Source organism: Streptomyces viridiviolaceus (assembly GCF_014650995.1).
Classification (GTDB): domain Bacteria; phylum Actinomycetota; class Actinomycetes; order Streptomycetales; family Streptomycetaceae; genus Streptomyces; species Streptomyces viridiviolaceus.
In genome coordinates this window covers 477935-499759 of the sequence record NZ_BMWA01000001.1, presented here as the reverse complement: position 1 = coordinate 499759, position 21825 = coordinate 477935, and the positions used below count along the sequence as shown (strand labels likewise).

23 protein-coding genes and 1 pseudogene are annotated in these 21825 nt (G+C 71.6%); 18 read left to right on the top strand and 6 right to left on the bottom strand.

Annotation, left to right across the window (positions count from 1 at the left end; translation table 11 throughout):
- Positions 1 to 58 precede the first annotated feature (58 nt).
- The 3 genes from IE260_RS41425 to IE260_RS02040 all read left to right on the top strand — a co-directional run bounded on the left by IE260_RS41425 (position 59) and on the right by IE260_RS02040 (position 1685).
- Positions 59 to 307 carry a hypothetical protein gene (locus tag IE260_RS41425; protein WP_229880343.1) on the top strand — a complete coding sequence of 83 codons (249 nt, stop codon included), beginning with the start codon at positions 59 to 61 and terminating at the stop codon, positions 305 to 307.
- 51 nt (positions 308 to 358) lie between these two features.
- Positions 359 to 625: a tyrosine-type recombinase/integrase gene (locus IE260_RS41420; RefSeq protein WP_229880340.1), complete on the top strand. Its 267-nt coding sequence runs from the start codon at positions 359 to 361 to the stop codon at positions 623 to 625.
- Between the two features lie 145 nt (positions 626 to 770).
- Positions 771 to 1685, top strand: a complete 915-nt coding sequence (locus tag IE260_RS02040; protein ID WP_189868656.1) for a HipA family kinase — start codon at positions 771 to 773, stop codon at positions 1683 to 1685.
- Positions 1686 to 1743: 58 nt separating this feature from the next.
- Here IE260_RS02040 and aceB read toward each other — a convergent pair whose 3' ends face one another.
- Both aceB and IE260_RS02030 read right to left on the bottom strand, forming a co-directional pair.
- The gene (gene aceB, locus IE260_RS02035; RefSeq protein WP_189868655.1) at positions 1744 to 3366 is read right to left on the bottom strand and encodes a malate synthase A; all 1623 of its coding nucleotides are present in this window, start codon (positions 3364 to 3366) and stop codon (positions 1744 to 1746) included.
- Positions 3367 to 3550: 184 nt separating this feature from the next.
- The gene (locus IE260_RS02030) at positions 3551 to 4150 is read right to left on the bottom strand and encodes a nucleotidyltransferase family protein (protein WP_189868654.1); all 600 of its coding nucleotides are present in this window, start codon (positions 4148 to 4150) and stop codon (positions 3551 to 3553) included.
- Positions 4151 to 4374: 224 nt separating this feature from the next.
- Between IE260_RS02030 and IE260_RS02025 the strand changes: the two genes are divergently transcribed.
- A complete protein-coding gene (locus IE260_RS02025) occupies positions 4375 to 4662 on the top strand; it encodes a DUF5955 family protein (protein ID WP_189868710.1) in 288 nt (95 codons plus the stop codon).
- 72 nt (positions 4663 to 4734) lie between these two features.
- On the opposite strand, the gene allR is transcribed toward IE260_RS02025, so the two are convergent.
- On the bottom strand, positions 4735 to 5538 hold the full coding sequence (gene allR / locus IE260_RS02020; RefSeq protein ID WP_189868653.1) for an allantoin degradation transcriptional regulator AllR: 804 nt from the start codon (positions 5536 to 5538) through the stop codon (positions 4735 to 4737).
- 283 nt (positions 5539 to 5821) lie between these two features.
- On the opposite strand from allR, the gene allB reads away from it, so the two are divergent.
- Entirely contained in the window at positions 5822 to 7159 is a 1338-nt protein-coding gene (gene allB / locus IE260_RS02015; RefSeq protein WP_189868652.1) for an allantoinase AllB, read from the top strand.
- 60 nt (positions 7160 to 7219) lie between these two features.
- Positions 7220 to 8350, top strand: coding sequence for an allantoicase (gene alc / locus IE260_RS02010; protein ID WP_189868651.1), 1131 nt, complete (start codon positions 7220 to 7222; stop codon positions 8348 to 8350).
- 263 nt (positions 8351 to 8613) lie between these two features.
- Here alc and IE260_RS02005 read toward each other — a convergent pair whose 3' ends face one another.
- Positions 8614 to 9381, bottom strand: a complete 768-nt coding sequence (locus IE260_RS02005) for an SDR family NAD(P)-dependent oxidoreductase (RefSeq protein ID WP_189868650.1) — start codon at positions 9379 to 9381, stop codon at positions 8614 to 8616.
- 223 nt (positions 9382 to 9604) lie between these two features.
- Here IE260_RS02005 and IE260_RS02000 point away from each other — a divergent pair, with 223 nt between their 5' ends.
- Together IE260_RS02000 and IE260_RS01995 are read left to right on the top strand one after the other, a co-directional pair.
- Entirely contained in the window at positions 9605 to 10231 is a 627-nt protein-coding gene (locus IE260_RS02000) for a dihydrofolate reductase family protein (RefSeq protein ID WP_189868649.1), read from the top strand.
- A gap of 134 nt (positions 10232 to 10365) precedes the next feature.
- On the top strand, positions 10366 to 10761 hold the full coding sequence (locus IE260_RS01995; protein WP_189868648.1) for a guanyl-specific ribonuclease: 396 nt from the start codon (positions 10366 to 10368) through the stop codon (positions 10759 to 10761).
- A gap of 24 nt (positions 10762 to 10785) precedes the next feature.
- Here the strand turns inward: IE260_RS01995 and IE260_RS01990 are convergent, their stop codons facing one another.
- The gene (locus IE260_RS01990) at positions 10786 to 10992 is read right to left on the bottom strand and encodes a hypothetical protein (protein ID WP_189868647.1); all 207 of its coding nucleotides are present in this window, start codon (positions 10990 to 10992) and stop codon (positions 10786 to 10788) included.
- Positions 10993 to 11225: 233 nt separating this feature from the next.
- Between IE260_RS01990 and IE260_RS01985 the strand changes: the two genes are divergently transcribed.
- The 3 genes from IE260_RS01985 to IE260_RS01975 all read left to right on the top strand — a co-directional run bounded on the left by IE260_RS01985 (position 11226) and on the right by IE260_RS01975 (position 14687).
- Positions 11226 to 12422: a sensor histidine kinase gene (locus IE260_RS01985; RefSeq protein ID WP_189868709.1), complete on the top strand. Its 1197-nt coding sequence runs from the start codon at positions 11226 to 11228 to the stop codon at positions 12420 to 12422.
- A gap of 287 nt (positions 12423 to 12709) precedes the next feature.
- Complete coding sequence (locus IE260_RS01980; protein WP_189868646.1) at positions 12710 to 13390, top strand: response regulator transcription factor; 681 nt, start codon at positions 12710 to 12712, stop codon at positions 13388 to 13390.
- A gap of 112 nt (positions 13391 to 13502) precedes the next feature.
- Positions 13503 to 14687 (top strand): cytochrome P450 family protein, encoded by a 1185-nt coding sequence (locus IE260_RS01975; protein ID WP_189868645.1) that lies wholly within the window; start codon positions 13503 to 13505, stop codon positions 14685 to 14687.
- A 15-nt stretch (positions 14688 to 14702) separates the two neighbouring features.
- Here IE260_RS01975 and IE260_RS01970 read toward each other — a convergent pair whose 3' ends face one another.
- A complete protein-coding gene (locus IE260_RS01970) occupies positions 14703 to 15725 on the bottom strand; it encodes a Gfo/Idh/MocA family protein (RefSeq protein ID WP_189868644.1) in 1023 nt (340 codons plus the stop codon).
- 130 nt (positions 15726 to 15855) lie between these two features.
- On the opposite strand from IE260_RS01970, the gene IE260_RS01965 reads away from it, so the two are divergent.
- The 7 genes and pseudogenes from IE260_RS01965 to IE260_RS01935 all read left to right on the top strand — a co-directional run.
- A complete protein-coding gene (locus IE260_RS01965) occupies positions 15856 to 16599 on the top strand; it encodes a GntR family transcriptional regulator (RefSeq protein WP_189868708.1) in 744 nt (247 codons plus the stop codon).
- Positions 16600 to 16803: 204 nt separating this feature from the next.
- Complete coding sequence (locus IE260_RS01960) at positions 16804 to 17808, top strand: sugar ABC transporter substrate-binding protein (protein ID WP_189868643.1); 1005 nt, start codon at positions 16804 to 16806, stop codon at positions 17806 to 17808.
- A complete protein-coding gene (locus IE260_RS01955; protein WP_189868642.1) occupies positions 17805 to 18845 on the top strand; it encodes an ABC transporter permease in 1041 nt (346 codons plus the stop codon). Before IE260_RS01960 ends, IE260_RS01955 begins: the two co-directional genes overlap by 4 nt.
- The gene (locus IE260_RS01950) at positions 18842 to 19651 is read left to right on the top strand and encodes an ATP-binding cassette domain-containing protein (RefSeq protein ID WP_189868641.1); all 810 of its coding nucleotides are present in this window, start codon (positions 18842 to 18844) and stop codon (positions 19649 to 19651) included. Before IE260_RS01955 ends, IE260_RS01950 begins: the two co-directional genes overlap by 4 nt.
- Positions 19652 to 19773: 122 nt before the next feature.
- Positions 19774 to 20922, top strand: a complete 1149-nt coding sequence (locus IE260_RS01945; RefSeq protein WP_189868640.1) for an ROK family glucokinase — start codon at positions 19774 to 19776, stop codon at positions 20920 to 20922.
- Complete coding sequence (locus tag IE260_RS01940; protein WP_189868639.1) at positions 20919 to 21500, top strand: sugar kinase; 582 nt, start codon at positions 20919 to 20921, stop codon at positions 21498 to 21500. Before IE260_RS01945 ends, IE260_RS01940 begins: the two co-directional genes overlap by 4 nt.
- 18 nt (positions 21501 to 21518) lie before the next feature.
- Positions 21519 to 21806: pseudogene (locus IE260_RS01935) on the top strand (carbonyl reductase); the annotation flags it as partial.
- Positions 21807 to 21825 lie beyond the last annotated feature (19 nt).

Genomic DNA, 21825 nt, shown 5'->3' with positions numbered 1-21825 from the left:
GCAGCGGTGTCCTGCTGATCGACATCACGGCGGCGGATCTGCGTGATACACAGCGAAGTTGGAGTCCACCGCCTCCTCGGTCGACTACCGACGCGGCATCCTGTCCGAGTTGTCCTCCATTCTGGAGGCGGCGGTCGATGACAAGCGGCTCGCCAGGAACCCGATGCAGCTACACCCTGCCGAAGGGGAAGAAGACCCGTATCGTCGACGTGCCCTCTCGGTGGCCGAGGAGATGCAGCGCCATGTCGAGGCGTTTTCGCCGGTGGAGGTGGGGCTCCCGTGGGGGAAGCCGGATGCAGAGGGGTAGCGGAGGAAGTTCTCCCTCCTGCTCACCACACGATTCGACAACGCCATTGCGGTGAACACGTGGAACACCTACACCTGGAAGCCGGCGTCGGCGAAGGCCGGCATCATCCCGCCACGTGCCAACGAGGCAAAGGACTGGCAGTGGGAAGCGGCTCCGAAGGACGGCTTCCACGTGCTGCGGCACATCTATGCCTCAATCATGCTGGAGGCGGGAGAGTCCGTAGTGACCGTGGCGCGGTGGCTCGGGCATTCCTCATCGGCAATCACCCTCGGTTACTATGCTCACTTCATGCCGGAGGCCGGGGCGGGGGGCCATTGACGGACTGCTGGCCAGGCGGGGGAGATCCGCACGCAGTCGAAACTCCCCAGATACTCCCCAGCGCTGACGACGGGCAGTTCGCACTGTTCGGCACCTGCGGAGGCGACCGTGGATTACAAGGCTGAAGAGTAAGGTGGCCTAAGAAATGATGAGAGAGGTCACCGCGACCCGCTATATCGAGCCGCTGAGGTCCGGCGGCTCCGTCCCCGGAGTCGTCGAGGCCGACGACCTCGGCACCTACGTCGTGAAGTTCACCGGCTCCGCGCAGGGACGCAAGGCGCTGGTCGCCGAGGTGATCGTGGGGGAGCTGGCCCGCGCCCTCGGGCTGCGCTTCCCCGAGCTGGTGCTGGTCCACTTCGATCCGGCGATCGCCGCGCACGAGCCCCACCAGGAGGTCCGGGAGCTGCACGAGGCCAGCGCCGGCGTCAACCTCGGCATGGACTGGCTGCCGGGCGCGCGCGACTTCACCCCGGAGATCGCGCAGGTCTTCCCCGTCGACCCGCTGGAGGCCGGACGGGTCGTCTGGCTGGACGCGCTCACCGTGAACGTGGACCGCACGGTCCACAGCTCCAACCTGATGGTCTGGCCGACGCTCGGGGTCGCACCCCCGAAGCTGTGGCTGATCGACCACGGCGCCGCGCTCGTCTTCCACCACCGGTGGGGCACCACCGACCCGGCGAAGGCCTACGACTTCCGGCACCACGCCCTCGGCCACTACGGGCCCGATGTGCGCGCGGCCGACGCCGAGCTGCGGCCCAAGGTGACCGAGGAGCTGCTGCGGGCCATCACGGACGAGGTACCGGACGCCTGGCTGGCCGACGAACCCGGGTTCGACACGCCCGCCGAGGTGCGCCGGGCCTACGTGGACTTCCTCCTCGCCCGCGCGCGGTCGTCCGCGACCTGGCTGCCCACCGACTTCCCCAGCCCCGAGGAGCTGGCCGCCGAGAACGCCCGGCGCGCCCGGCGCACCCAGCAGGGCCGTCCGGACTGGCTCAAGCGGGTGCCCGATCTGCACGGCAAGCCGGCCGCGGAGCAGGACTGGTCGGTGCACCTGGGCTGAGGCACGCCCGCGCCCCCGGTGCTGTGCGGTACCGGGGGCGCGGGCGTGCGTGGCGGTGTCAGCCCTTGAGCTGCTCGTACGCCGGCAGGGTCAGGAAGTCGGCGTAGTCCTCGTCGAGGGAGACCGTCAGCAGCAGGTCGTGGGCCTGCTGCCAGTTGCCGGCCGCGAACGCCTCGTCGCCGATCTCGGCGCGGATGTTCGCCAGCTCCTCGGCAGCCACCTTGCGGGCGAGGTCGGCGGTGACCTGCTCGCCGTTGTCGAGGACGACGCCCGCGTTGATCCACTGCCAGATCTGCGAGCGGGAGATCTCGGCGGTGGCCGCGTCCTCCATCAGGTTGAAGATGGCGACCGCGCCGAGGCCGCGCAGCCATGCCTCGATGTAGCGGATGCCGACCTGGACGGCGTTGACCAGGCCCGCGTACGTCGGCTTGGCGTCGAGCGAGTCGATCGCGATCAGGTCGGCCGCCTTGACGTCGACGTCCTCGCGCAGCCGGTCCTTCTGGTGGGGCTTGTCGCCGAGGACCTTGTCGAAGGACTCCATGGCGATCGGGACCAGGTCGGGGTGGGCGACCCAGGAGCCGTCGAAGCCGTCGCCGGCCTCGCGGTCCTTGTCGGCGCGGACCTTCTCGAAGGCCACCTTGTTCACCTCGGCGTCCCGGCGGGACGGGATGAAGGCCGCCATGCCGCCGATGGCGTGAGCGCCGCGCTTGTGGCAGGTGCGGACGAGGAGTTCGGTGTACGCGCGCATGAACGGGGCCGTCATCGTGACCGCGTTGCGGTCCGGCAGCACGAACTTCTCCCCGCCGTCGCGGAAGTTCTTGACGATGGAGAACAGGTAGTCCCAGCGGCCGGCGTTCAGCCCGGAGGCGTGGTCGCGCAGCTCGTAGAGGATCTCCTCCATCTCGTACGCGGCCGTGATCGTCTCGATCAGGACGGTGGCGCGGACGGTGCCCTGCGGGATGCCGACGTGGTCCTGAGCGAAGACGAAGACCTCGTTCCAGAGGCGGGCCTCCAGGTGCGACTCCGTCTTCGGGAGGTAGAAGTACGGGCCCTTGCCGAGGTCGAGCAGGCGCTGGGCGTTGTGGAAGAAGTACAGGCCGAAGTCGACCAGGGCGCCGGGGACCGGGCGGCCGTCCACCTGGAGGTGGCGCTCGTCGAGGTGCCAGCCGCGCGGGCGCATGACGACCGTCGCCAGCTCCTCGTCCGGGCGCAGGGCGTAGGACTTGCCGGTGCGCTCGTCGGTGAAGTCGATGGTGCGGGAGTAGGCGTCGATCAGGTTGAGCTGGCCCAGGACGACGTTCTCCCAGGTCGGCGCGGAGGCGTCCTCGAAGTCCGCGAGCCAGACCTTCGCGCCCGAGTTGAGGGCGTTGATGGTCATCTTGCGGTCGGTGGGGCCGGTGATCTCGACCCGGCGGTCCTGCAGCGCGGCCGGAGCGGGGGCCACCTTCCAGGAGTCGTCGGCGCGGACGGCGGCGGTCTCCGGGAGGAAGTCGAGCGTGGAGGTGCGGGCGATCTCGGCGCGGCGCTCCGCACGGCGGGCGAGGAGCTCGTCACGCCGGGGCGTGAACCGCCGGTGCAGCTCGGCCACGAAGGCGAGCGCCGCATCGGTGAGGACCTCCTCCTGCCGGGGCAGGGGCTCGGCGTCGACGATGGCCAGCGAGGACGGCGCTGGTGCGGACATGAGCTGTCACTTCCTTCAGCGGTGGCACCGGGTGCCAAGGGGCACGTATGGGGCATAGCGCACTCGCTGTGCGGTCGAGTGCTTCTGGTCAGTGGATAGTAGTTTCCTCATCGTGGAACTTCAATGGTTTGTTGATGTCGAGATTCTCTGAGTCGAGGGAAGGTGGCGCTCGGTGCCACGCCCTTCACTCAAGGTGGACCAGGTCCGCCTCGGTGTCGATGTCGTACGGCCGCGCCACGTCCCCGCACTCGATGAGCGTGATCCCCGCCTCGTGCTCCTTGAGATAGGCACGCGCCCCCCGGTCCCCGGTCGCGGTCGCCGCGACACCCGCCCAGTGGGCCGCGCCGAAGAGGACCGGGTGCCCGCGCACCCCCTCGTACGCGGCCGCCACGAGCGACGTCTCGTCCCGGTACCCGGCGCGCACCCGCGCCACCGCCTCCGGCCCGATGCCCGGCTGGTCCACCAGCGACACCAGCGCGGCCCGCGCCCCCGTACCGGTCAGTGAGCCGAGCCCGGCGCGCAGCGACGACCCCATGCCCTGCTCCCAGTCGGGGTTGTCCACGAGGACGCACCCCTCCAGCGCCGCCCGGGCCCGTACGGCCTCGGCCCGCGCCCCCAGCACCACGTGCACGCGGGTGCAGCCGGCCGCGCGGAGCGTGTCGACCGCGTGTTCGACGAGTGGATGTCCGCGATGTTCGAGCAGCGCCTTGGGCCGCCCGCCGAGCCGCCGCCCGCCCCCTGCCGCCAGGAGCAGTCCGGCGACCTGGTCTTCGTTGTCCGTCATGCGTCCTGCATACCCGAGTGCGCGCCGAACGCTCCGGCGTGCGCCGGGTTTCCGGGGGCTGAATTTCGGTCCGCGCGGTGGCGCGCGCGGCATCCGGTGGCGTTTACTGGCCCGCGTCCCCGGCGCCCGACCAGTGTCTGGGGGCGCTCGGCACGTTCACTGCGTAGGGGCGCACAACGGGGTGCGAGGGGGAGGCTGCGTTGCGGAGCTTGGGGCAGAGGCAAGTGACCGTCGGTGACGAGGACGTGAGGGTGGCGGCGCTGCGCATCGCGGTGTCCCGGTTGCGACGCCAACTCGCCGTGCTGCCGGCCGACTTCCCGGACCGTGACATCGCCGAGGACGAACTGGCCAGCCTCGCCGCGATGACGGCACACGGCGTCCCCGAGGTGCCGCGGCTGTACCGATCCCTGCTGCTGATCGCCGGCGCGATCGGCTCCGTGAGCGCCCTGTCCCGAGGGCTGACGGACGTCCGGCACGCCGTGGAGCTCTTCGGCGACCCGCCGCCCCGGTGAGGCGCTGACGCGCGACGACCGCAGCCCCCGGCCGTGTCGGGTCCGGGGGCTGCGGGTGGTGCGGGGTGCGGCTCAGGCCGCCGGGCTGCCGCCCGAGGTCAGCAGCGCCTCCGAGAGCTCCGCCGCCACCTGCTGGAGCACCGGAACGATCTTGTCGGTCGCGGCCTCCGTGACCCGGCCCGCGGGACCGGAGATCGAGATGGCCGCCGCGGTGGGGGAGTCGGGCACGGGGACGGCCAGGCAGCGGACGCCGATCTCCTGCTCGTTGTCGTCGATCGCGTACCCCTGGCGCCGGACGTCCTCCAGCGCCGCGAGGAAGCCGTCGGGTGTGGTGATCGTCTTCTCGGTCGCGGCCGGCATGCCGGTCCGGTGCAGCAGGGCCCGCACCTCCTCCGGCGGGAAGCCGGCGAGCAGCGCCTTGCCCACACCCGTGGAGTGCGGCAGGACACGCCGGCCGACCTCGGTGAACATGCGCATCGAGTGCTTGGAGGGCACCTGCGCCACGTAGACGATCTCGTCCCCGTCGAGCAGTGCCATGTTCGCCGTCTCGCCGGTCTCCTCGACCAGACGGGCCAGATGCGGGCGCGCCCAGGTGCCCAGCAGCCGGGACGCCGACTCGCCCAGGCGGATCAGGCGCGGGCCGAGCGCATAGCGGCGGTTGGACTGCTGGCGTACGTATCCGCAGGCCACGAGCGTGCGCATCAGGCGGTGGATGGTGGGCAGAGGCAGCCCGCTGCTCGCGGACAGCTCGCTCAGGCCGACCTCGCCGCCCGCGTCCGCCATCCGTTCGAGCAGGTCGAAGGCGCGCTCCAGGGACTGGACGCCACCTGTGGCGGACCTGGCGGAGTCGGTGGTGCTGGCGCTGGACGTCGGCACGGCACGTTCCTTTCGGGGCTGGCGGGAGGGCAGAAGCCTACCCGGCAGCCGGTTGACTCCTGGCTTGTACGTAGCTACGTTCTGCTTGCTGGAATTCTAATTCCGCTTTGTGGAAACGTCCAGAGCGGAGTCGTCGAGCATGCCCGGAAAAGGGTGCCTCTTGACGACGTGGAACCGGGAGTGAAGACTCCTTCAACAGAACGTTGAAATCCGTTACGTGGCGGTAGATCCCGTTTCCCGGATGTGAACCGGTGACAGAACGGCGGCCAAGAGAGGGGTTCGGGTGTCCGAGGCTGAACTGGTGCTGCGCTCGACGCGTGTCATCACTCCCGAGGGGACGCGTGCCGCGTCCGTCGCGGTGACCGGGGAGAAGATCACGGCCGTCCTGCCGTACGACGCCCCCGTCCCGGCGGGCGCGCGTCTGGAGGACGTCGGCGACCACGTCGTCCTGCCCGGCCTGGTCGACACCCACGTGCACGTCAACGACCCCGGCCGCACCGAGTGGGAGGGCTTCTGGACCGCCACGCGCGCCGCGGCGGCCGGCGGCATCACCACCCTCGTCGACATGCCGCTCAACTCCCTCCCGCCGACCACGACGGTCGACCACCTGCGCACCAAGCAGAAGGTCGCCGCCGACAAGGCCCACATCGACGTCGGCTTCTGGGGCGGCGCCCTGCCCGACAACGTCGGCGACCTGCGCCCGCTGCACGAGGCCGGGGTCTTCGGTTTCAAGGCGTTCCTGTCGCCGTCGGGCGTGGACGAGTTCCCGCACCTCGACCAGGAGCAGCTCGCCCGCTCCCTCGCCGAGATCGCCGGCTTCGGCGGCCTGCTGATCGTGCACGCCGAGGACCCGCACCACCTGGCCGCCGCCCCGCAGCACGGCGGCCCCAAGTACACCGACTTCCTCGCCAGCCGTCCCCGCGACGCCGAGGACACCGCCATCGCGGCCCTCATCGCGCAGGCCAGGCGTCTCGACGCGCGCGTGCACGTGCTCCACCTCTCCTCCAGCGACGCGCTGCCGCTGATCGCCGAGGCCAGGGCCGACGGCGTACGCGTCACCGTCGAGACCTGCCCGCACTACCTCACCCTCACCGCCGAGGAGGTCCCGGACGGCGCCAGCGAGTTCAAGTGCTGCCCGCCCATCCGTGAGGCCGCCAACCAGGACCTGCTGTGGCAGGCGCTGGCGGACGGCACCATCGACTGTGTGGTCACCGACCACTCGCCGTCCACCGCCGACCTCAAGACGGACGACTTCGCCACCGCCTGGGGCGGCATCTCCGGCCTCCAGCTGAGCCTGTCCGCCGTGTGGACCGAGGCCCGCGAGCGGGGCCACGGCCTGGAGGACGTCGTGCGCTGGATGTCGTCGAACACGGCCCGGCTGGTGGGCCTCGACACCCGCAAGGGCGCCATCGCGGCGGGATGCGACGCCGACTTCGCCGTCCTCGCCCCCGACGAGACGTTCACCGTCGACCCGGCCGCCCTCCAGCACCGCAACCGCGTCACGGCGTACGCGGGCAAGACCCTGTACGGCGTCGTGAAGTCCACCTGGCTGCGCGGACAGCGCATCGTGGCGGACGGCGCGTTCACCGAGCCGAAGGGACAGCTCCTCTCCCGGACCTGACGCGTCCGGCCCCCTGACCCACTCATCGTCGAACGACCCCGAAAGGAACACCTGATCACCGTGACGGCCCAGCAGAACTCCTCGTTGGCCAGCTTCACCGGCGACGCGAACCCCTACGGAGGCGGTGACCCGTACGCGGACTACCGCACCGCGGACCTCCCCTTCACCCAGTACGCCAACCTCGCCGACCGGCGGCTCGGCGCCGGTGTCGTCGCCGCCAACGACGAGTTCTTCGCCCAGCGCGAGAACCTGCTGGTGCCCGAGCGCGCCGAGTTCGACCCCGAGCACTTCGGGCACAAGGGCAAGATCATGGACGGCTGGGAGACCCGCCGCCGCCGAGGCAGCTCGGCCGAGCACCCCTGGCCGACCGAGGACGACCACGACTGGGCGCTGATCCGGCTCGGCGCGCCCGGCGTGATCCGCGGCATCGTCGTCGACACGGCCCACTTCCGCGGCAACTACCCGCAGGCGGTGTCCATCGAGGGCGCCTCGGTGCCGGGCTCCCCGTCGCCGGAGGAACTGCTCGCCGGCGACGTGAAGTGGACGACCCTCGTACCCCGCACGCCGATCGGCGGCCACGCGGCCAACGGCTTCGCCGTCTCCGCCGAGCAGCGCTTCACCCACCTGCGCCTCAACCAGCACCCCGACGGCGGCATCGCCCGGCTGCGGGTGTACGGCGAGGTCGTCCCGGACCCGGCGTGGCTGGCGGCCCTCGGCACCTTCGACGTGGTCGCCCTGGAGAACGGCGGCCAGGTCGAGGACGCCTCCAACCTCTTCTACTCGCCGGCCACCAACACCATCCAGCCGGGCCGCTCCCGCAAGATGGACGACGGCTGGGAGACCCGCCGCCGCCGCGACCAGGGCAACGACTGGATCCGCTACCAGCTCGTCGACCGCTCCCAGATCCGCGCGATCGAGATCGACACGGCGTACCTGAAGGGCAACTCGGCCGGCTGGGCGTCGGTGTCCGTGAAGGACGGCGAGGACGGCGAGTGGCGCGAGGTCCTGCCGCGCACCCGGATGCAGCCCGACACCAACCACCGCTTCGTGCTGCCCGAGCCGGCGGTCGGCACCCACGCGCGCGTGGACATCTTCCCCGACGGCGGCATCTCCCGCCTGCGCCTGTTCGGCTCCTTGACGGAGGACGGCGCGGCCCACCTGGCCGCCCGCCACCAGGAACTGGGCGGCTGACCCACCGGGACCCGCGGGGCGCACCGGCCGGACAGCACCGGTGCGCCCCGCGCGCAGCCTGCGGGTAAGCGTGCGCAGCCTGCAGGTAATCGTGCGCAGCTTCCGGGTAAACGTGCGCAGCCTGCGGGCAATTGTGGGCAGCCTGCGGGCATTCGTGCCGCTGGGGCGGCACGGGTGGGCGCGGGTGGCTCTTGTCGGCGCCGGGCAGCGCGACCCACCCCCGGCCGGCCCCGGCGCCGGGCACGTGGCCCCCCGCACCCGCCCTACGCGGCGTGACCGCCGTCCACCGAGAACTCCGCCCCCGTGACGTACGTCGCCCCCGCCAGGTACGCGACCGTCGAGGCGACCTCGTCGGCCGTGCCGAACCGGCCCAGCGCGGTCATGGCCGCCTGGCCGTCCGCATGGGGACCGTCCGCCGGGTTCATGTCGGTGTCGACCGGACCCGGGTGGACGATGTTCGCCGTGATCCCGCGCGGACCCAGCTCCCTCGCCAGGGCCTTCGTCAGCCCGGTCAGGGCCGACTTGCTCATCGCGTACAGCGTGCCGCCCGGCCCGGGCACGCGCTGGGTCATGCACGTGCCCACGGTGATGATCCGGCCGCCGGCCACCATGCGGGACGCGGCCGCCTGGGAGGTCAGGAAGACCCCGCGGACGTTCACGGCCAGGACCCGGTCGACGTCGGCGAGCGACAGACCCTCCAGCGGCCCGAGCAACCCCACGCCCACGTTGTTCACGAGCACGTCGGGTCCGCCCCCGAGTGCCATGGCCGCGCGCTCAACGACGTCCGCCGCCTCGACGGCGTCGCCCGAGTCCGCCCGCAGCGCGACCGCCCGGCGCCCCAGCGCCTCGACGGCCCGTACGACGTCCTCGGCCGCCTCCTTGCCGTTCACATAGGTGACGGCCACGTCCGCGCCCTCCCGGGCGAGCCGGAGCGCCGTCGCCGCACCGATTCCGCGGCTGCCGCCCGTCACCAGGGCCGTCCTGCCGGTCAGGGTTCGCGAAGGGTTCGTGGTGACTGAGTTCGTGTTCATGGGTCCATTCCAGCGGCCGTGAACCCCGCGCACCGGCGGCGATCGGACGTCGACCTGGGGGCCGAAGAAGGCACCGGGCGGCGGCAAGCAGGGCCGACCGGCGGACAGTTCCGCACACACGCCGGACGAGGTGCCGCCGCCGCGAGCGATGAGTTGCGGGTGCCTACGGGGTCTGAGCTGATGACAGCAGAAGCTCCCGAGCATCGGAAAGCAGGCACCCGCGATGGGAAAGCTCGTCCTCACCTCCTTCGTCACCCTCGACGGCGTCCACCAGGCCCCCGGCGGCCCGCAGGAGGACACCCGCGACGGCTTCGAGCAGGGCGGCTGGAGCGTGCCGTACGGCGACGACGACTTCGGCCGGTTCATCAACGGCGTCTTCGACCGTGCCGGTGCCTTCCTGCTCGGCCGGCGCACGTACGAGATCTTCGCCTCGTACTGGCCCAAGGTCACCGATCCCGCCGACCCGGTCGCCTCCAAGCTGAACCGCCTGCCGAAGTACGTCGCCTCGAACACCTTCGACCGGCCGGGGTGGGAGGGCACGACCGTGATCGGCGGCGACCTCGCCAAGGAGGTCACCGCGATCGTGGAACGCACCGAGGGTGAGCTCCAGGTCCACGGCAGTGGTGCCCTCGCCCAGTCCCTGCTGGCGCTCGGCCTCGTCGACACCGTGCACCTGCTGACCTTCCCGGTGGTGCTGGGTGCCGGGCGCCGGCTGTTCGCGGAGGGCGCCCTGCCGACCGCTTTCCGGCACACCGCCGGGAGCGTCACGTCCACCGGCGTGTCCATCCAGTCGTACGACGCGGCCGGCCGCCCCGAGTACGGCTCCTACGAGCTTCCGGAGAACGCCTAGCCCCGACACGCCGTGCCGCCCGGGGTGCGGGGGCCGGGCGGCAGGTGAACTCGCCGAAAACACACGGGACTTCCCGGGAAAATCCACCGACTTGTCATTGACATGCCATCGTCTACGCGCGTCATCATGAGGGCATGCGATTCCCCCCACGCGCCGCTCGGATCGGCGCCGCAGCCGCAGTCCTGTCCGCCCTGCTCGTCGGCGGCACCGTCTCCGCGACCCCGGCAGGCGCCGCCGCCACCGCGGTCGGCGACATCTGCTACAGCGACCTGCCCTCGCAGGCGCACGACACGCTCGACCTGATCGAGCAGGGCGGCCCCTTCCCGTACGAGCAGGACGGGACCGTCTTCCAGAACCGGGAGGGCATCCTGCCCAGTCGGTCCACCGGCTACTACCACGAGTACACGGTCATCACGCCCGGCTCCTCCACCCGCGGCGCGCGCCGCATCGTGACCGGTGAGCAGTACCAGGAGGACTACTACACGGCCGACCACTACGCCTCGTTCGACCTGGTCGACCACGGCTGCTGATCCCCGGCCGGGTCCGGCCGCCGATCAGCCGCACCCGGGCCACCGGCTCTGGGCGGCGGCGCACAGGGCGCCGCCGAGCACGAGCAGCGCGACGCTCGCGTAGATCTCGTAACCGTCGAGGAAGCCGATCCGCTGGACCAGACCCCAGTGCCAGTCGGTGAACTCGTGCACCAGGCCCGCCACGCCCTGCACGACGGCGACGAATCCCAGGAACTCCAGCAACTGCTTCATGACACAGACTCTCGCCCCGCGGACCCCCCACCCACATCGGCCGCGGGGCGAGGCCGTTGCGACGGAAGACCCCGGTTCCGTCCTTCCGCCCCGCCGAAAGTCCCGGGCCGTACGACTTCGGTCGGCGATCCGGCGCTCGCGACGTCCACGGCCCCGGGCGCTCCGTAGATTTGTCGATCGTGAGCGAGTACAGGCCGGCGCGGACGACCCCGGCGTTCCCGGAGCGGCGCTGGATGCTTCCCTCGGCGGTGATCGAGCAGCTCGACCCGGCGGCCGATCCCTCCGGGCAGCGGCCCCGGCGCACCGCACGCGACTGGATCGTCGACTTCAGCTGCTTCCTGCTCGCCGTGCTCATCGGCCTCGTGGCCGCGGACACGCTCGAGCAGGAACGGGACCTTCCGCGGGTGATGGAGGGCATCGACCAGCTGATCGGCGCCCTCGCCTGCGCCGCCGTCTGGCTCCGGCGCCGGTGGCCGGTCGGGCTCGCGGTGGCGATGGTGCCCGTCGGGTTCGTCTCGGCCACCGCGGGCGGCGCCGTCCTGGTCTCCCTCTTCACCCTCGCCGTGCACCGGCCCTTCCGGTACGTGGCGTGGGTGGGCGGCGCGAGCGCGGCGCTGCAGCCGGTCTACTACTGGCTGCGCCCCGAGCCCGGGCTGCCGTACGCCGGTGCGGTCCTCTTCGGCGTGCTGCTCACCGCCGCGGTGGGAGGGTGGGGCATGCTCGCCAGGTCCCGGCGGCAGCTGCTGCTCAGCCTGCGCGACCGGGCACGGCACGCCGAGGCGGAGGCGCGGCTGCGGGCCGAGCAGGCGCAGCGGCTCGCCCGCGAGGCCATCGCCCGGGAGATGCACGACGTCCTGGCGCACCGGCTGACACTGCTGAGCGTGCACGCGGGCGCCCTGGAGTTCCGGCCCGACGCTCCCCGCGAGGAGGTGGCGCGGGCGGCGGGCGTCATCCGTGAGAGCGCGCACGAGGCCCTGCAGGACCTGCGGGAGATCATCGGCGTCCTGCGGGCGGCCGACTCCGACGACGCCGGCCGGCCCCAGCCGACGCTCGCGGCCCTCGACGCGCTGGTCGCCGAGTCACGGCAGGCCGGCATGAAGGTCGCTCTCGAGGGCCGCGTCACCGACCCCGGGGCGGTCCCCGCCTCCGTCGGCCGCACCGCCTACCGCATCGTGCAGGAGGCCCTGACCAACGCCCGCAAGCACGCCCCCGGTATGGACGTCACGGTCTCCGTCACCGGCGCTGCCGGCGACGGCCTCGCCGTGACCGTGCGCAACGCCCCGCCCGCCGGCGACGTACCGCACGTCCCCGGCTCCGGGCAGGGCCTGATCGGACTCACCGAGCGCGCCATACTCGCGGGGGGCACTCTGGCGCACGGCCCCACGGCCGACGGCGGCTTCGAGGTACGGGCACGGCTGCCGTGGGCGTGAACGCGCCCGCCCGTGGTGGCGCGCGCGTCATCGCGGGCCGGGGTGCCGCATCACGAAAACGACGGTGCCCGCCGACTGGCGCCGTTCGGTGTGCGTGTTGGTGGCCGTGTGGGGGCGGGTGTGCAGGATCGTCCCCGTGGCCGTGCGGGGATCAGTCCCGCGCGGCGGCCAGTTCGGCCGTGAGGCGTTCCGTGCGCCCCGGCGACAGATCCAGCGCGACCGTATCCACTCTCCTCACCCCGCCTTGGGGCAGCGCTGCGTCCGCCGGTCGTGGTTACGTAAGCCCCATGACCGCGATCAGAGTGCTCCTCGTCGACGACGACCCGCTGGTGCGGGCCGGGCTGTCCCTCATGATGGGCGGCGCCGACGACATCGAGATCGTCGGCGAGGCCGCCGACGGCGACGAGGTCGAGGCACTCGTCGACCGCACCCGTCCGGACGTCGTCCTCATGGACATCCGCATGCCGTCGGTGGACGGCCTGACGGCCACCGAGCGGCTGCGGGGGCGCCCCGAGGCCCCGCAGGTCGTGGTGCTCACCACCTTCCACGCCGACGAGGAGGTGCTGCGGGCCCTGCGCGCGGGCGCCGCGGGATTCGTACTTAAGGACACCCCGCCCGCCGAGATCGTCGACGCGGTGCGCAAGGTCGCGTCCGGCGACCCCGTTCTGTCCCCCACCGTGACCCGCCGGCTGATGGAGCACGCCGCCGGCACCTCCGCCGACACCCGGCGCACGCGCGCGCGTGAGCGCATCGCCGCCCTCAACGACCGCGAGCGCGAGGTCGCCGTCGCGGTCGGCGGCGGCCTGGCCAACGCCGAGATCGCGGCGGCGCTGTTCATGAGCGTCGCCACCGTCAAGACCCACGTCTCGCGCATCCTCGCCAGGCTCGGCCTCAACAACCGGGTGCAGATCGCCCTGTTGGCGTACGACGCGGGTCTTCTGGAGGAACATCAGGAGGACGGGCACTGACCCGGGGCGGTGAGCGTTCTCCGTGTACGCGGTCCTCATCGAGGTCAGCGGGCGGCCGGTACGCGGTCCGTGCGTCGAGGATCGTACGGACGTTCACTTGGACGGGGGCACGATGACGGACGTGATCGACCTGGGAGAGTTCGGCGACGACTTCCGGCGTGACCCGCACCCGGTCTACGCCCGGCTGCGCGACCGGGGCCCGGTGCACCGGGTGCGCCCGCCGACGTCGGACCCACGGCACGAGGCCTGGCTCGTGGTCGGCCACGAGGAGGCCCGCGCGGCCCTGGCCGACCCGCGCCTGGCCAAGGACCCCGGCGGGGTCGGCATGACGTTCCTGGACGAGGAGCTGATCGGGAAGTACCTGCTGATCACCGACCCGCCCCGGCACACCCGGCTGCGCTCCCTCGTCTCGCGCGCCTTCACCGTGCGCCGGGTCGAGGAGCTGCGGCCGAGGATCCGGGAAATCACCGACGACCTGCTCGACGCGATGCTGTCACGGTCCCGAGCGGACCTCGTGGAGTCCCTCGCGTACCCCCTGCCGATCACCGTGATCTGCGAGCTGCTCGGCGTGCCCGAGATGGACCGCGCCGAGTTCCGGAAGATCTCCACGGAAGTGGTCGCGCCGACAGGCGCGGACAGCGAGTACGACGCCGTCGTCGAACTCGCCGGGTACCTCACCGACCTGATCGAGGACAAGCGGTGCGCCGGGCCGGGCGGAGATCTCCTGAGCGACCTGATCCGCACGACCGCCGAGGACGGTGACCGGCTCTCCCCCGAGGAGCTGCGCGGCATGGCCTTCGTGCTGCTGATCGCGGGCCACGAGACGACGGTCAACCTCATCACCACCGGCGTCCTCGCCCTGCTCACCCATCCCGGTCAGCTCGCAGCCCTGCGCGCCGACATGAGCCTGATCGACGGGGCGGTGGAGGAGGCGCTGCGCTGGGACGGCCCGGTGGAGAACGCGACGTTCCGCTACGCCGCCGAGCCCCTGGAGATCGGCGGCACCCCCATCGCGCGGGGCGACTCGGTGATGATCGGCCTCACCGCCGCCGACCGCGACCCGGACCGCTACCCCGACCCGGACCGCTTCGACATCCGCCGCGACACCCGCGGCCACCTCGCCTTCGGTCACGGCGTCCACTACTGCCTGGGTGCCCCGCTGGCCCGCCTGGAGGCCCGTACGGCGATCCGGTCCCTGGTGGAACGCGCTCCCGGCCTCGCCCTCGACGGTCCCCCCGGCGACTGGCTGCCGGGCATGCTGATGCGGGGGGTGCGCAGCCTGCCGGTGCGCTGGTGAGCCGCGGCCGCCCGCTCACCCCGGCACGGACTCGGCGGCCCCCGGGATCTCCGCCAGCCGCACCGGCCTGCGGTTGCGCCGCGACACCTCGCACGCCTCGGCGATCCGCAGCGCCTGCAGCGCCTCGCGCCCGTCGCACGGGTTGGGCCGCTCGCCGCGCACGACCTCGATGAACGCGATCAGCTCCGCCTCGTAGGAAGGCCCGAAGCGCTCGAGGAAACCGGTCCAGGGTCTGTCGGCGGCGGGCGGCCCCGTCGGTTCGGTCGACGCGATCGGCGTACGGTCGTCCAGACCGACGACGATCTGGTCCAGCTCGCCGGCCAGCTCCATGCGGACGTCGTACCCGGCGCCGTTCAGCCGCGTCGCGGTCACCGTGGCGAGCGTGCCGTCGTCCAGGGTGAGCAGCGCCGCGCCCGTGTCGACGTCGCCCGCGGCGCGGAACATCCCCGGCCCGGCGTCCGACCCCGCGGCGTACACGTCGACGACCTCCCGCCCGGTCACCCAGCGCAGGATGTCGAAGTCGTGGATCAGCGTGTCCCGGTACAGCCCGCCGGACTGCGGCAGATACGCGGCGGGCGGCGGCGCCTGGTCGCTCGTCACCGCCCGGACGGTGTGCAGCCGGCCCAGCCGTCCGGAGCGCACCGCCTCACGGGCGCCGGTGTATCCCGCGTCGAAGCGGCGCTGGAACCCCATCTGCAGAATCGTCCCGGCCGCCTCCACCTCGGCGATCGCGTGCAAGGTGCCGGGCAGGTCCAGCGCTATCGGCTTCTCGCAGAACACCGGCAGCCCCGAACGCGCCGCCCGGCCGATCAGTTCGGCGTGCGCGGAGGTCGCCGTGGTGATCACCACGGCGTCCACGCCCCACCGGAAGATCTCGTCCACCCCCGGCGCCGCCGTCTCGCCCAGCCGGTGGGCCAGCTCCTGGGCCCGCGCCCCGTCCGCGTCCGTGAGGATCAGGGATCCCACGTCGCGGTGGCGGCTGAGCGTGTTGGCGTGAACGGTGCCGATGCGGCCCGTACCGATGACCCCGATGCGCATGGAAACAAAGTGGGTGCACCCCCCGCGCACTGTCAATGCGTATGTCCGGACAACCGAACTACACAACTTCCCGTCAACAGCTCACGGAGCTACGCTCGGGCCCGTGCCGAAACCAGAAACGGACCCGACCGTGTCCCTCGATCTCAGGGTGGACCGCAGCAGCCCGGTGCCGCTGTACTTCCAGCTGTCGCAGCAGCTGGAGGCGGCCATCGAGCACGGAGCGCTGACCCCCGGCAGCCTGCTGGGCAACGAGATCGAGCTGGCCGCGCGGCTCGGGCTGTCCCGGCCCACCGTGCGCCAGGCCATCCAGTCGCTCGTCGACAAGGGCCTGCTCGTGCGCCGCCGCGGGGTCGGCACCCAGGTCGTGCACAGCCAGGTCAAGCGCCCGCTGGAGCTCAGCAGTCTCTACGACGACCTGGAGGCCGCGGGGCAGCGCCCGGCCACGAAGGTCCTGGTCAACACGGTCGTCCCGGCGAGCGCCGAGGTCGCCGCCGCGCTCGGGGTGGAGGAGGGCAGCGACGTGCACCGGGTGGAGCGGCTGCGGCTCGCGCACGGGGAGCCGATGGCGTACCTGTGCAACTACCTGCCCCCCGGCCTGATCGACCTGGACACGGAGCAACTGGAGACCACCGGCCTCTACCGGCTGATGCGCGCCGCCGGGATCACGCTGCACAGCGCCCGGCAGTCCATCGGCGCCCGTGCCGCCAGCGCGGCCGAGGCCGAGCGGCTCGGCGAGGACGAGGGCGAGGGCGCCCCCCTGCTCACCATGCAGCGGACGACGTTCGACGACACCGGCCGGGCCGTGGAGTTCGGCACCCACACCTACCGGCCGTCCCGCTACTCCTTCGAGTTCCAGCTGCTCGTCCGGTCCTGACCGTCCCCGGCCGCCCGGCCGTCCGCATTAGTCGCAATGTCCGGACAATGTGACCGACTCCTGCTCCCCGACGGCACGTGATCGACTTCCGTGTCGGACAATGGGGCGTTTGGGTCTGGTGAGGTCATCAGCCCCTGCGTACGGAAGAACCACACCGAACGCACAGCTAGACGCAGCAGGACACGGCAAGAAGGGCACGGCCTCGTGGCACGGTTTCGGACCTGGGTAGGCATCGCGCTGGCAGGAGCACTGTCGGTGTCCCTCGCCGGATGCAGCAGCACCGGCGGCAAGCGCGCCGAGGACGCCCGCAAGGCCGCGGCGGCCCAGGGGAAGGCGGCGGTGAACACGCCCCGCTGGACGTTCGCGATGATCACTCACTCCGGTGATGGCGACACCTTCTGGGACATCGTCCAGAGCGGCGCCGAGCAGGCCGCCGTCAAGGACAACATCAACTTCCTGTACTCCCACGACGACGAGGCCCAGCAGCAGGCGCAGCTCGTGGACGCCGCGGTCGACAAGAAGGTCGACGGGATCATCGTCACGCTCGCCAAGCCGGACGCCATGAAGACCGCCGTCGCCCGCGCCCTGAAGGCGGGGATCCCGGTGATCACCGTGAACTCCGGCTCCGAGGAGTCCAAGGAGTTCGGCGCGCTCACCCACATCGGCCAGGACGAGACGATCGCCGGCGAGGCGGTCGGCGATGAGCTGAACGAGCGGGGCCGCAAGAAGGCGATCTGCGTCCTGCACGAGCAGGGCAACGTCGGTCACGAGCAGCGCTGCGACGGCGTGGACAAGACCTTCGACGGGAAGCTGGAGCGGCTGTACGTCAACGGCACGAGCATGCCGGACGTGCAGTCCGCCATCGAGGCCAAGCTCCAGACCGACAAGGCCCTCGACGCCGTCGTCACCCTCGGCGCCCCCTACGCCGACACCGCCGTCAAGGCCAAGCAGGGCTCGGGCAGCAAGGCCGAGATCGACACCTTCGACCTGAACGCCAAGGTGGCCGCCGGACTCCAGGACGGCACCCTCGGCTTCGCCGTCGACCAGCAGCCCTACCTGCAGGGCTACCAGGCGGTCGACCTGCTGTGGCTGTACAAGTACAACGCCGACGTCCTCGGCGGCGGCCGGCCGGTGCTCACCGGACCGCAGATCATCACCAAGGACGACGCCGCCGCGCTGGCGGACTACACGAAGCGGGGCACCCGATGAGCGCCACCGAGGGAACGGTTGCCGACGAAAGGATTCTGCAGACGTCGCCGCTGCGGAAGCTCCTGGGGCGCCCCGAGCTGGGCTCGGTGGTCGGCGCGATCGCCGTCTTCGTCTTCTTCGCCTTCGCGGCCGACAGCTTCCTGCGCGCCTCCAGCATCAGCACGGTGCTCTACGCGTCCTCCACGATCGGCATCATGGCCGTCCCCGTCGCCCTGCTGATGATCGGCGGCGAGTTTGACCTCTCCGCGGGCGTCATGGTCACCTCGTCGGCCCTGGTGTCGTCGATGTTCAGCTACCAGATGACCGCCAACGTCTGGGTCGGCGTCGGCGTCTCGCTCCTGGTCACGCTGGCCGTCGGCGCCTTCAACGGCTTCATGCTCACCCGCACGAAACTGCCGAGCTTCATCATCACGCTCGGCACCTTCCTCATGCTGACCGGCATGAACCTCGGCTTCACCAAGCTGATCGACGGCACCGTCTCCACCAAGACGATCGCCGACATGGAGGGCTTCCCCTCCGCCCGCGACGTCTTCGCCTCGACGCTCACGATCGGCGGCGTCGGCTTCAAGATCACCATCCTGTGGTGGCTCGCCCTGGTCGCCGTCGCCAGCTGGATCCTGCTGCGCACCCGCGCCGGCAACTGGATCTTCGCGGTCGGCGGCAACCAGGACGCGGCCCGCGCGGTCGGCGTCCCGGTCACCAAGACCAAGATCGGCCTCTACATGGGCGTCGCCTTCGGCGCCTGGATCGCGGGCCAGCACCTGCTCTTCTCCTACGACGTCGTCCAGTCCGGCGAGGGCGTCGGCAACGAGCTGATCTACATCATCGCCGCCGTCATCGGCGGCTGCCTGATCACCGGCGGCTACGGCAGTGCCGTCGGCTCGGCGGTCGGCGCGTTCATCTTCGGCATGACAAGCAAGGGCATCGTCTTCGCCGAGTGGAACCCCGACTGGTTCAAGTTCTTCCTCGGAGCGATGCTGCTCCTCGCGACCCTGCTCAACGCCTGGGTCCGCAAGCGCGCGGAGGCCACCAAGTGACGCAGACCGAAAGCCGTACGGCGCTCGTGGAGCTGTCCGACGTCAGCAAGCACTACGGCAACGTCCGCGCCCTCGAAGGCGTCTCCCTGGAGGTGCACGCGGGCGAGATCACCTGCGTGCTGGGCGACAACGGCGCCGGCAAGTCGACCCTCATCAAGATCATTGCCGGGCTGCACCAGCACGACGGCGGCACGCTGGCCCTGGAGGGCGAGGACACCCGTCTGTCCTCCCCGCGCGAGGCACTGGACCGGGGCATCGCCACCGTCTACCAGGACCTGGCCGTCGTCCCGCTCATGCCGGTGTGGCGCAACTTCTTCCTCGGTTCCGAGCCGCGCAAGGGCGCCGGCCCGTTCAAGCGCATGGACGTCGACCTCATGCGCCGCACCACCCATGCCGAACTGCTCCGCATGGGCATCGACCTGCGTGACGTCGACCAGCCCATCGGCACCCTCTCCGGCGGCGAACGCCAGTGCGTGGCGATCGCCCGCGCGGTGTACTTCGGCGCCAAGGTCCTGGTGCTGGACGAGCCGACGGCGGCACTGGGCGTGAAGCAGTCCGGCGTGGTCCTGAAGTATGTGGCGGCGGCACGGGACCAGGGCCTGGGTGTCGTTCTGATCACCCACAACCCGCACCACGCGTACCTGGTGGGCGACCGCTTCGTCCTCCTGAAGCGGGGCACGATGGTGGGCAACCACGAACGGGACGAGATCACGCTGGACGAGCTGACGCGCCAGATGGCGGGCGGAAACGAGCTCGACGACCTACGCCATGAACTGCAGCGCACCCAGGGCAGCGGCGCTGTGTGAATGTGCGGCTCCGCCGCGTGGGCACGAGTAACCGAGACGCACCTGCACCCGGCAATGATCCGCACCACCCCGCCGCTGCCCCGTACCGCATCCGGCGCACCCGTGCGGCAGAATCGCACCCGATGAGCACCTACCGCGACTTCACCGCCCCCATCGGCTCCCGCCGCGCCCCGGTCCTGCGGACCGTGGGCACGAGGGAACGCCGCTCGCACCTCACGGCACCCCGCGTGCCGACCGTCGGCATCGACATCGGCGGCACGAAGGTGATGGCGGGCGTCGTCGACGCCGACGGCAACATCCTGGAGAAGCTCCGCACGGAGACCCCCGACAAGTCCAAGAGCCCCAAGGTGGTCGAGGACACCATCGTCGAACTGGTGCTGGACCTGTCCGACCGGCACGACGTGCACGCCGTCGGCATCGGCGCGGCTGGCTGGGTCGACGCCGACCGCAACCGGGTGCTGTTCGCCCCCCACCTGTCCTGGCGCAACGAACCCCTGCGGGACCGCATCTCCGGCCGGCTGTCCGTGCCCGTCCTGGTCGACAACGACGCGAACACCGCCGCCTGGGCCGAGTGGCGCTTCGGCGCCGGCCGCGGCGAGGACCATCTCGTCATGATCACCCTCGGCACCGGGATCGGCGGCGCCATCCTGGAGGACGGCCAGGTCAAGCGGGGCAAGTACGGCGTCGCCGGCGAGTTCGGCCACATGCAGGTCGTCCCCGGCGGCCACCGGTGCCCGTGCGGCAACCGCGGCTGCTGGGAGCAGTACAGCTCCGGCAACGCCCTGGTCAGGGAGGCCCGTGAGCTGGCCGCCGCCGACTCGCCGGTGGCCTACGGGATCATCGAGCACGTCAAGGGCAACGTGTCCGACATCACCGGCCCGATGATCACCGAGCTGGCCCGTGAGGGCGACGCCATGTGCATCGAGCTGCTCCAGGACATCGGGCAGTGGCTCGGCGTCGGCATCGCCAACCTCGCGGCGGCCCTGGACCCGTCCTGCTTCGTCATCGGCGGCGGGGTCAGCGCGGCCGACGACCTGCTGATCGGGCCCGCGCGGGACGCCTTCAAGCGCCAGCTCACCGGCCGCGGCTACCGGCCCGAGGCCCGCATCGTCCGCGCCCAGCTCGGCCCCGAGGCCGGCATGGTGGGCGCCGCCGACCTGGCCCGGCTGGTCGCCCGCCGGTTCCGGCGCGCCAAGCGGCGCCGGGTGGAGAGGTACGAGCGCTACGAACGGTACGCGCAGGCCCGCCGTACGGCCCGGGAGTCGCTGTGACGGACACCCTGCCGCACCGGCCCGAGAGCCCGGACCGTCCCGGGCGTCCGGCCGAGGACCGCCGCCACATGATCCGCCGCCGGACGCTGACGCTGATCATCATCGTGCTGCTGATCGGTGTCCCGGCCGGCTACCTCGTGATCTCCGCCAACCAGAGCCGCGACAGCGGCAGGGACAAGGAGGCGAAGTACGCGGCGACCGGTCTGACCGAGGGCTGGCCGTCCAAGCTCCAGCGACGCATCTACGAGGTGCCCGTCCCGGTCCCGTCCGACGAGGTCGCGTACTACGAGACGAACAACTGGAAGACCAGCCGCCTCTACGTCCAGTTCGAGACCACGGGCGCCGGTCTCGACGCCTTCCTGGCGGGCGTGGGCGTCGGCCGCGAAGACCTGGAACGCGACAAGATCGTCATCAGCGAGCGCGACCAGCGGGTCACCGGCTGGGACCTCGGCGGGTCCGGCCCCTGGTGGGGACTGGTCCACGAGCAGAAGAACCCGGCACCCACGCAGGACATCGTCGTCGACCTGAACGATCCGGACTACCCGATGGTGTACGTCGTCTCCCGCACGGTGCCCTGATCCCGTGTGCCCCCGCGCACCAACGCCGTCGCCCGCTTGCTGCCCGAGGAGTCGCAGGCGGAGCGGACGGATGAGTTCATCGACGTCTCCCATGTCGCGACGCACGCGATCCTGCGTTCCTTCGGCCCCGTCCTGCACCCGGGCGGCCGCCTGCTCGTCGTGGCCGGCAGCCTGGGCGCCCTCGGCCATCTCGACTCACGGCTGCACCACGTGTTCGACGGAGCGAGCCCGGAGCAGGTCGGGTACGCCGTCGAGTCATGGCGCAGCGCCATCCACAACAGGACCGCGCAGGAGGCCGGCCGGCCACGCCTCGCGCGGCCGGACC

What these genes read in the sequence shown, in the direction of transcription:
- IE260_RS01980 (WP_189868646.1), top strand. Translation starts at nt 12,710, where the DNA reads ATGACCGCGATCAGAGTGCTCCTCGTCGACGACGACCCGCTGGTGCGG.
- IE260_RS01970 (WP_189868644.1), bottom strand. Translation starts at nt 15,725, where the DNA reads ATGCGCATCGGGGTCATCGGTACGGGCCGCATCGGCACCGTTCACGCC.
- IE260_RS01955 (WP_189868642.1), top strand. Translation starts at nt 17,805, where the DNA reads ATGAGCGCCACCGAGGGAACGGTTGCCGACGAAAGGATTCTGCAGACG.
- IE260_RS01945 (WP_189868640.1), top strand. Translation starts at nt 19,774, where the DNA reads ATGAGCACCTACCGCGACTTCACCGCCCCCATCGGCTCCCGCCGCGCC.
- IE260_RS02040 (WP_189868656.1), top strand. Translation starts at nt 771, where the DNA reads ATGATGAGAGAGGTCACCGCGACCCGCTATATCGAGCCGCTGAGGTCC.
- IE260_RS01990 (WP_189868647.1), bottom strand. Translation starts at nt 10,992, where the DNA reads ATGAAGCAGTTGCTGGAGTTCCTGGGATTCGTCGCCGTCGTGCAGGGC.
- IE260_RS01995 (WP_189868648.1), top strand. Translation starts at nt 10,366, where the DNA reads ATGCGATTCCCCCCACGCGCCGCTCGGATCGGCGCCGCAGCCGCAGTC.
- IE260_RS01975 (WP_189868645.1), top strand. Translation starts at nt 13,503, where the DNA reads ATGACGGACGTGATCGACCTGGGAGAGTTCGGCGACGACTTCCGGCGT.
- aceB (WP_189868655.1), bottom strand. Translation starts at nt 3,366, where the DNA reads ATGTCCGCACCAGCGCCGTCCTCGCTGGCCATCGTCGACGCCGAGCCC.
- IE260_RS02005 (WP_189868650.1), bottom strand. Translation starts at nt 9,381, where the DNA reads ATGAACACGAACTCAGTCACCACGAACCCTTCGCGAACCCTGACCGGC.
- IE260_RS02000 (WP_189868649.1), top strand. Translation starts at nt 9,605, where the DNA reads ATGGGAAAGCTCGTCCTCACCTCCTTCGTCACCCTCGACGGCGTCCAC.
- IE260_RS01985 (WP_189868709.1), top strand. Translation starts at nt 11,226, where the DNA reads ATGCTTCCCTCGGCGGTGATCGAGCAGCTCGACCCGGCGGCCGATCCC.
- IE260_RS02030 (WP_189868654.1), bottom strand. Translation starts at nt 4,150, where the DNA reads ATGACGGACAACGAAGACCAGGTCGCCGGACTGCTCCTGGCGGCAGGG.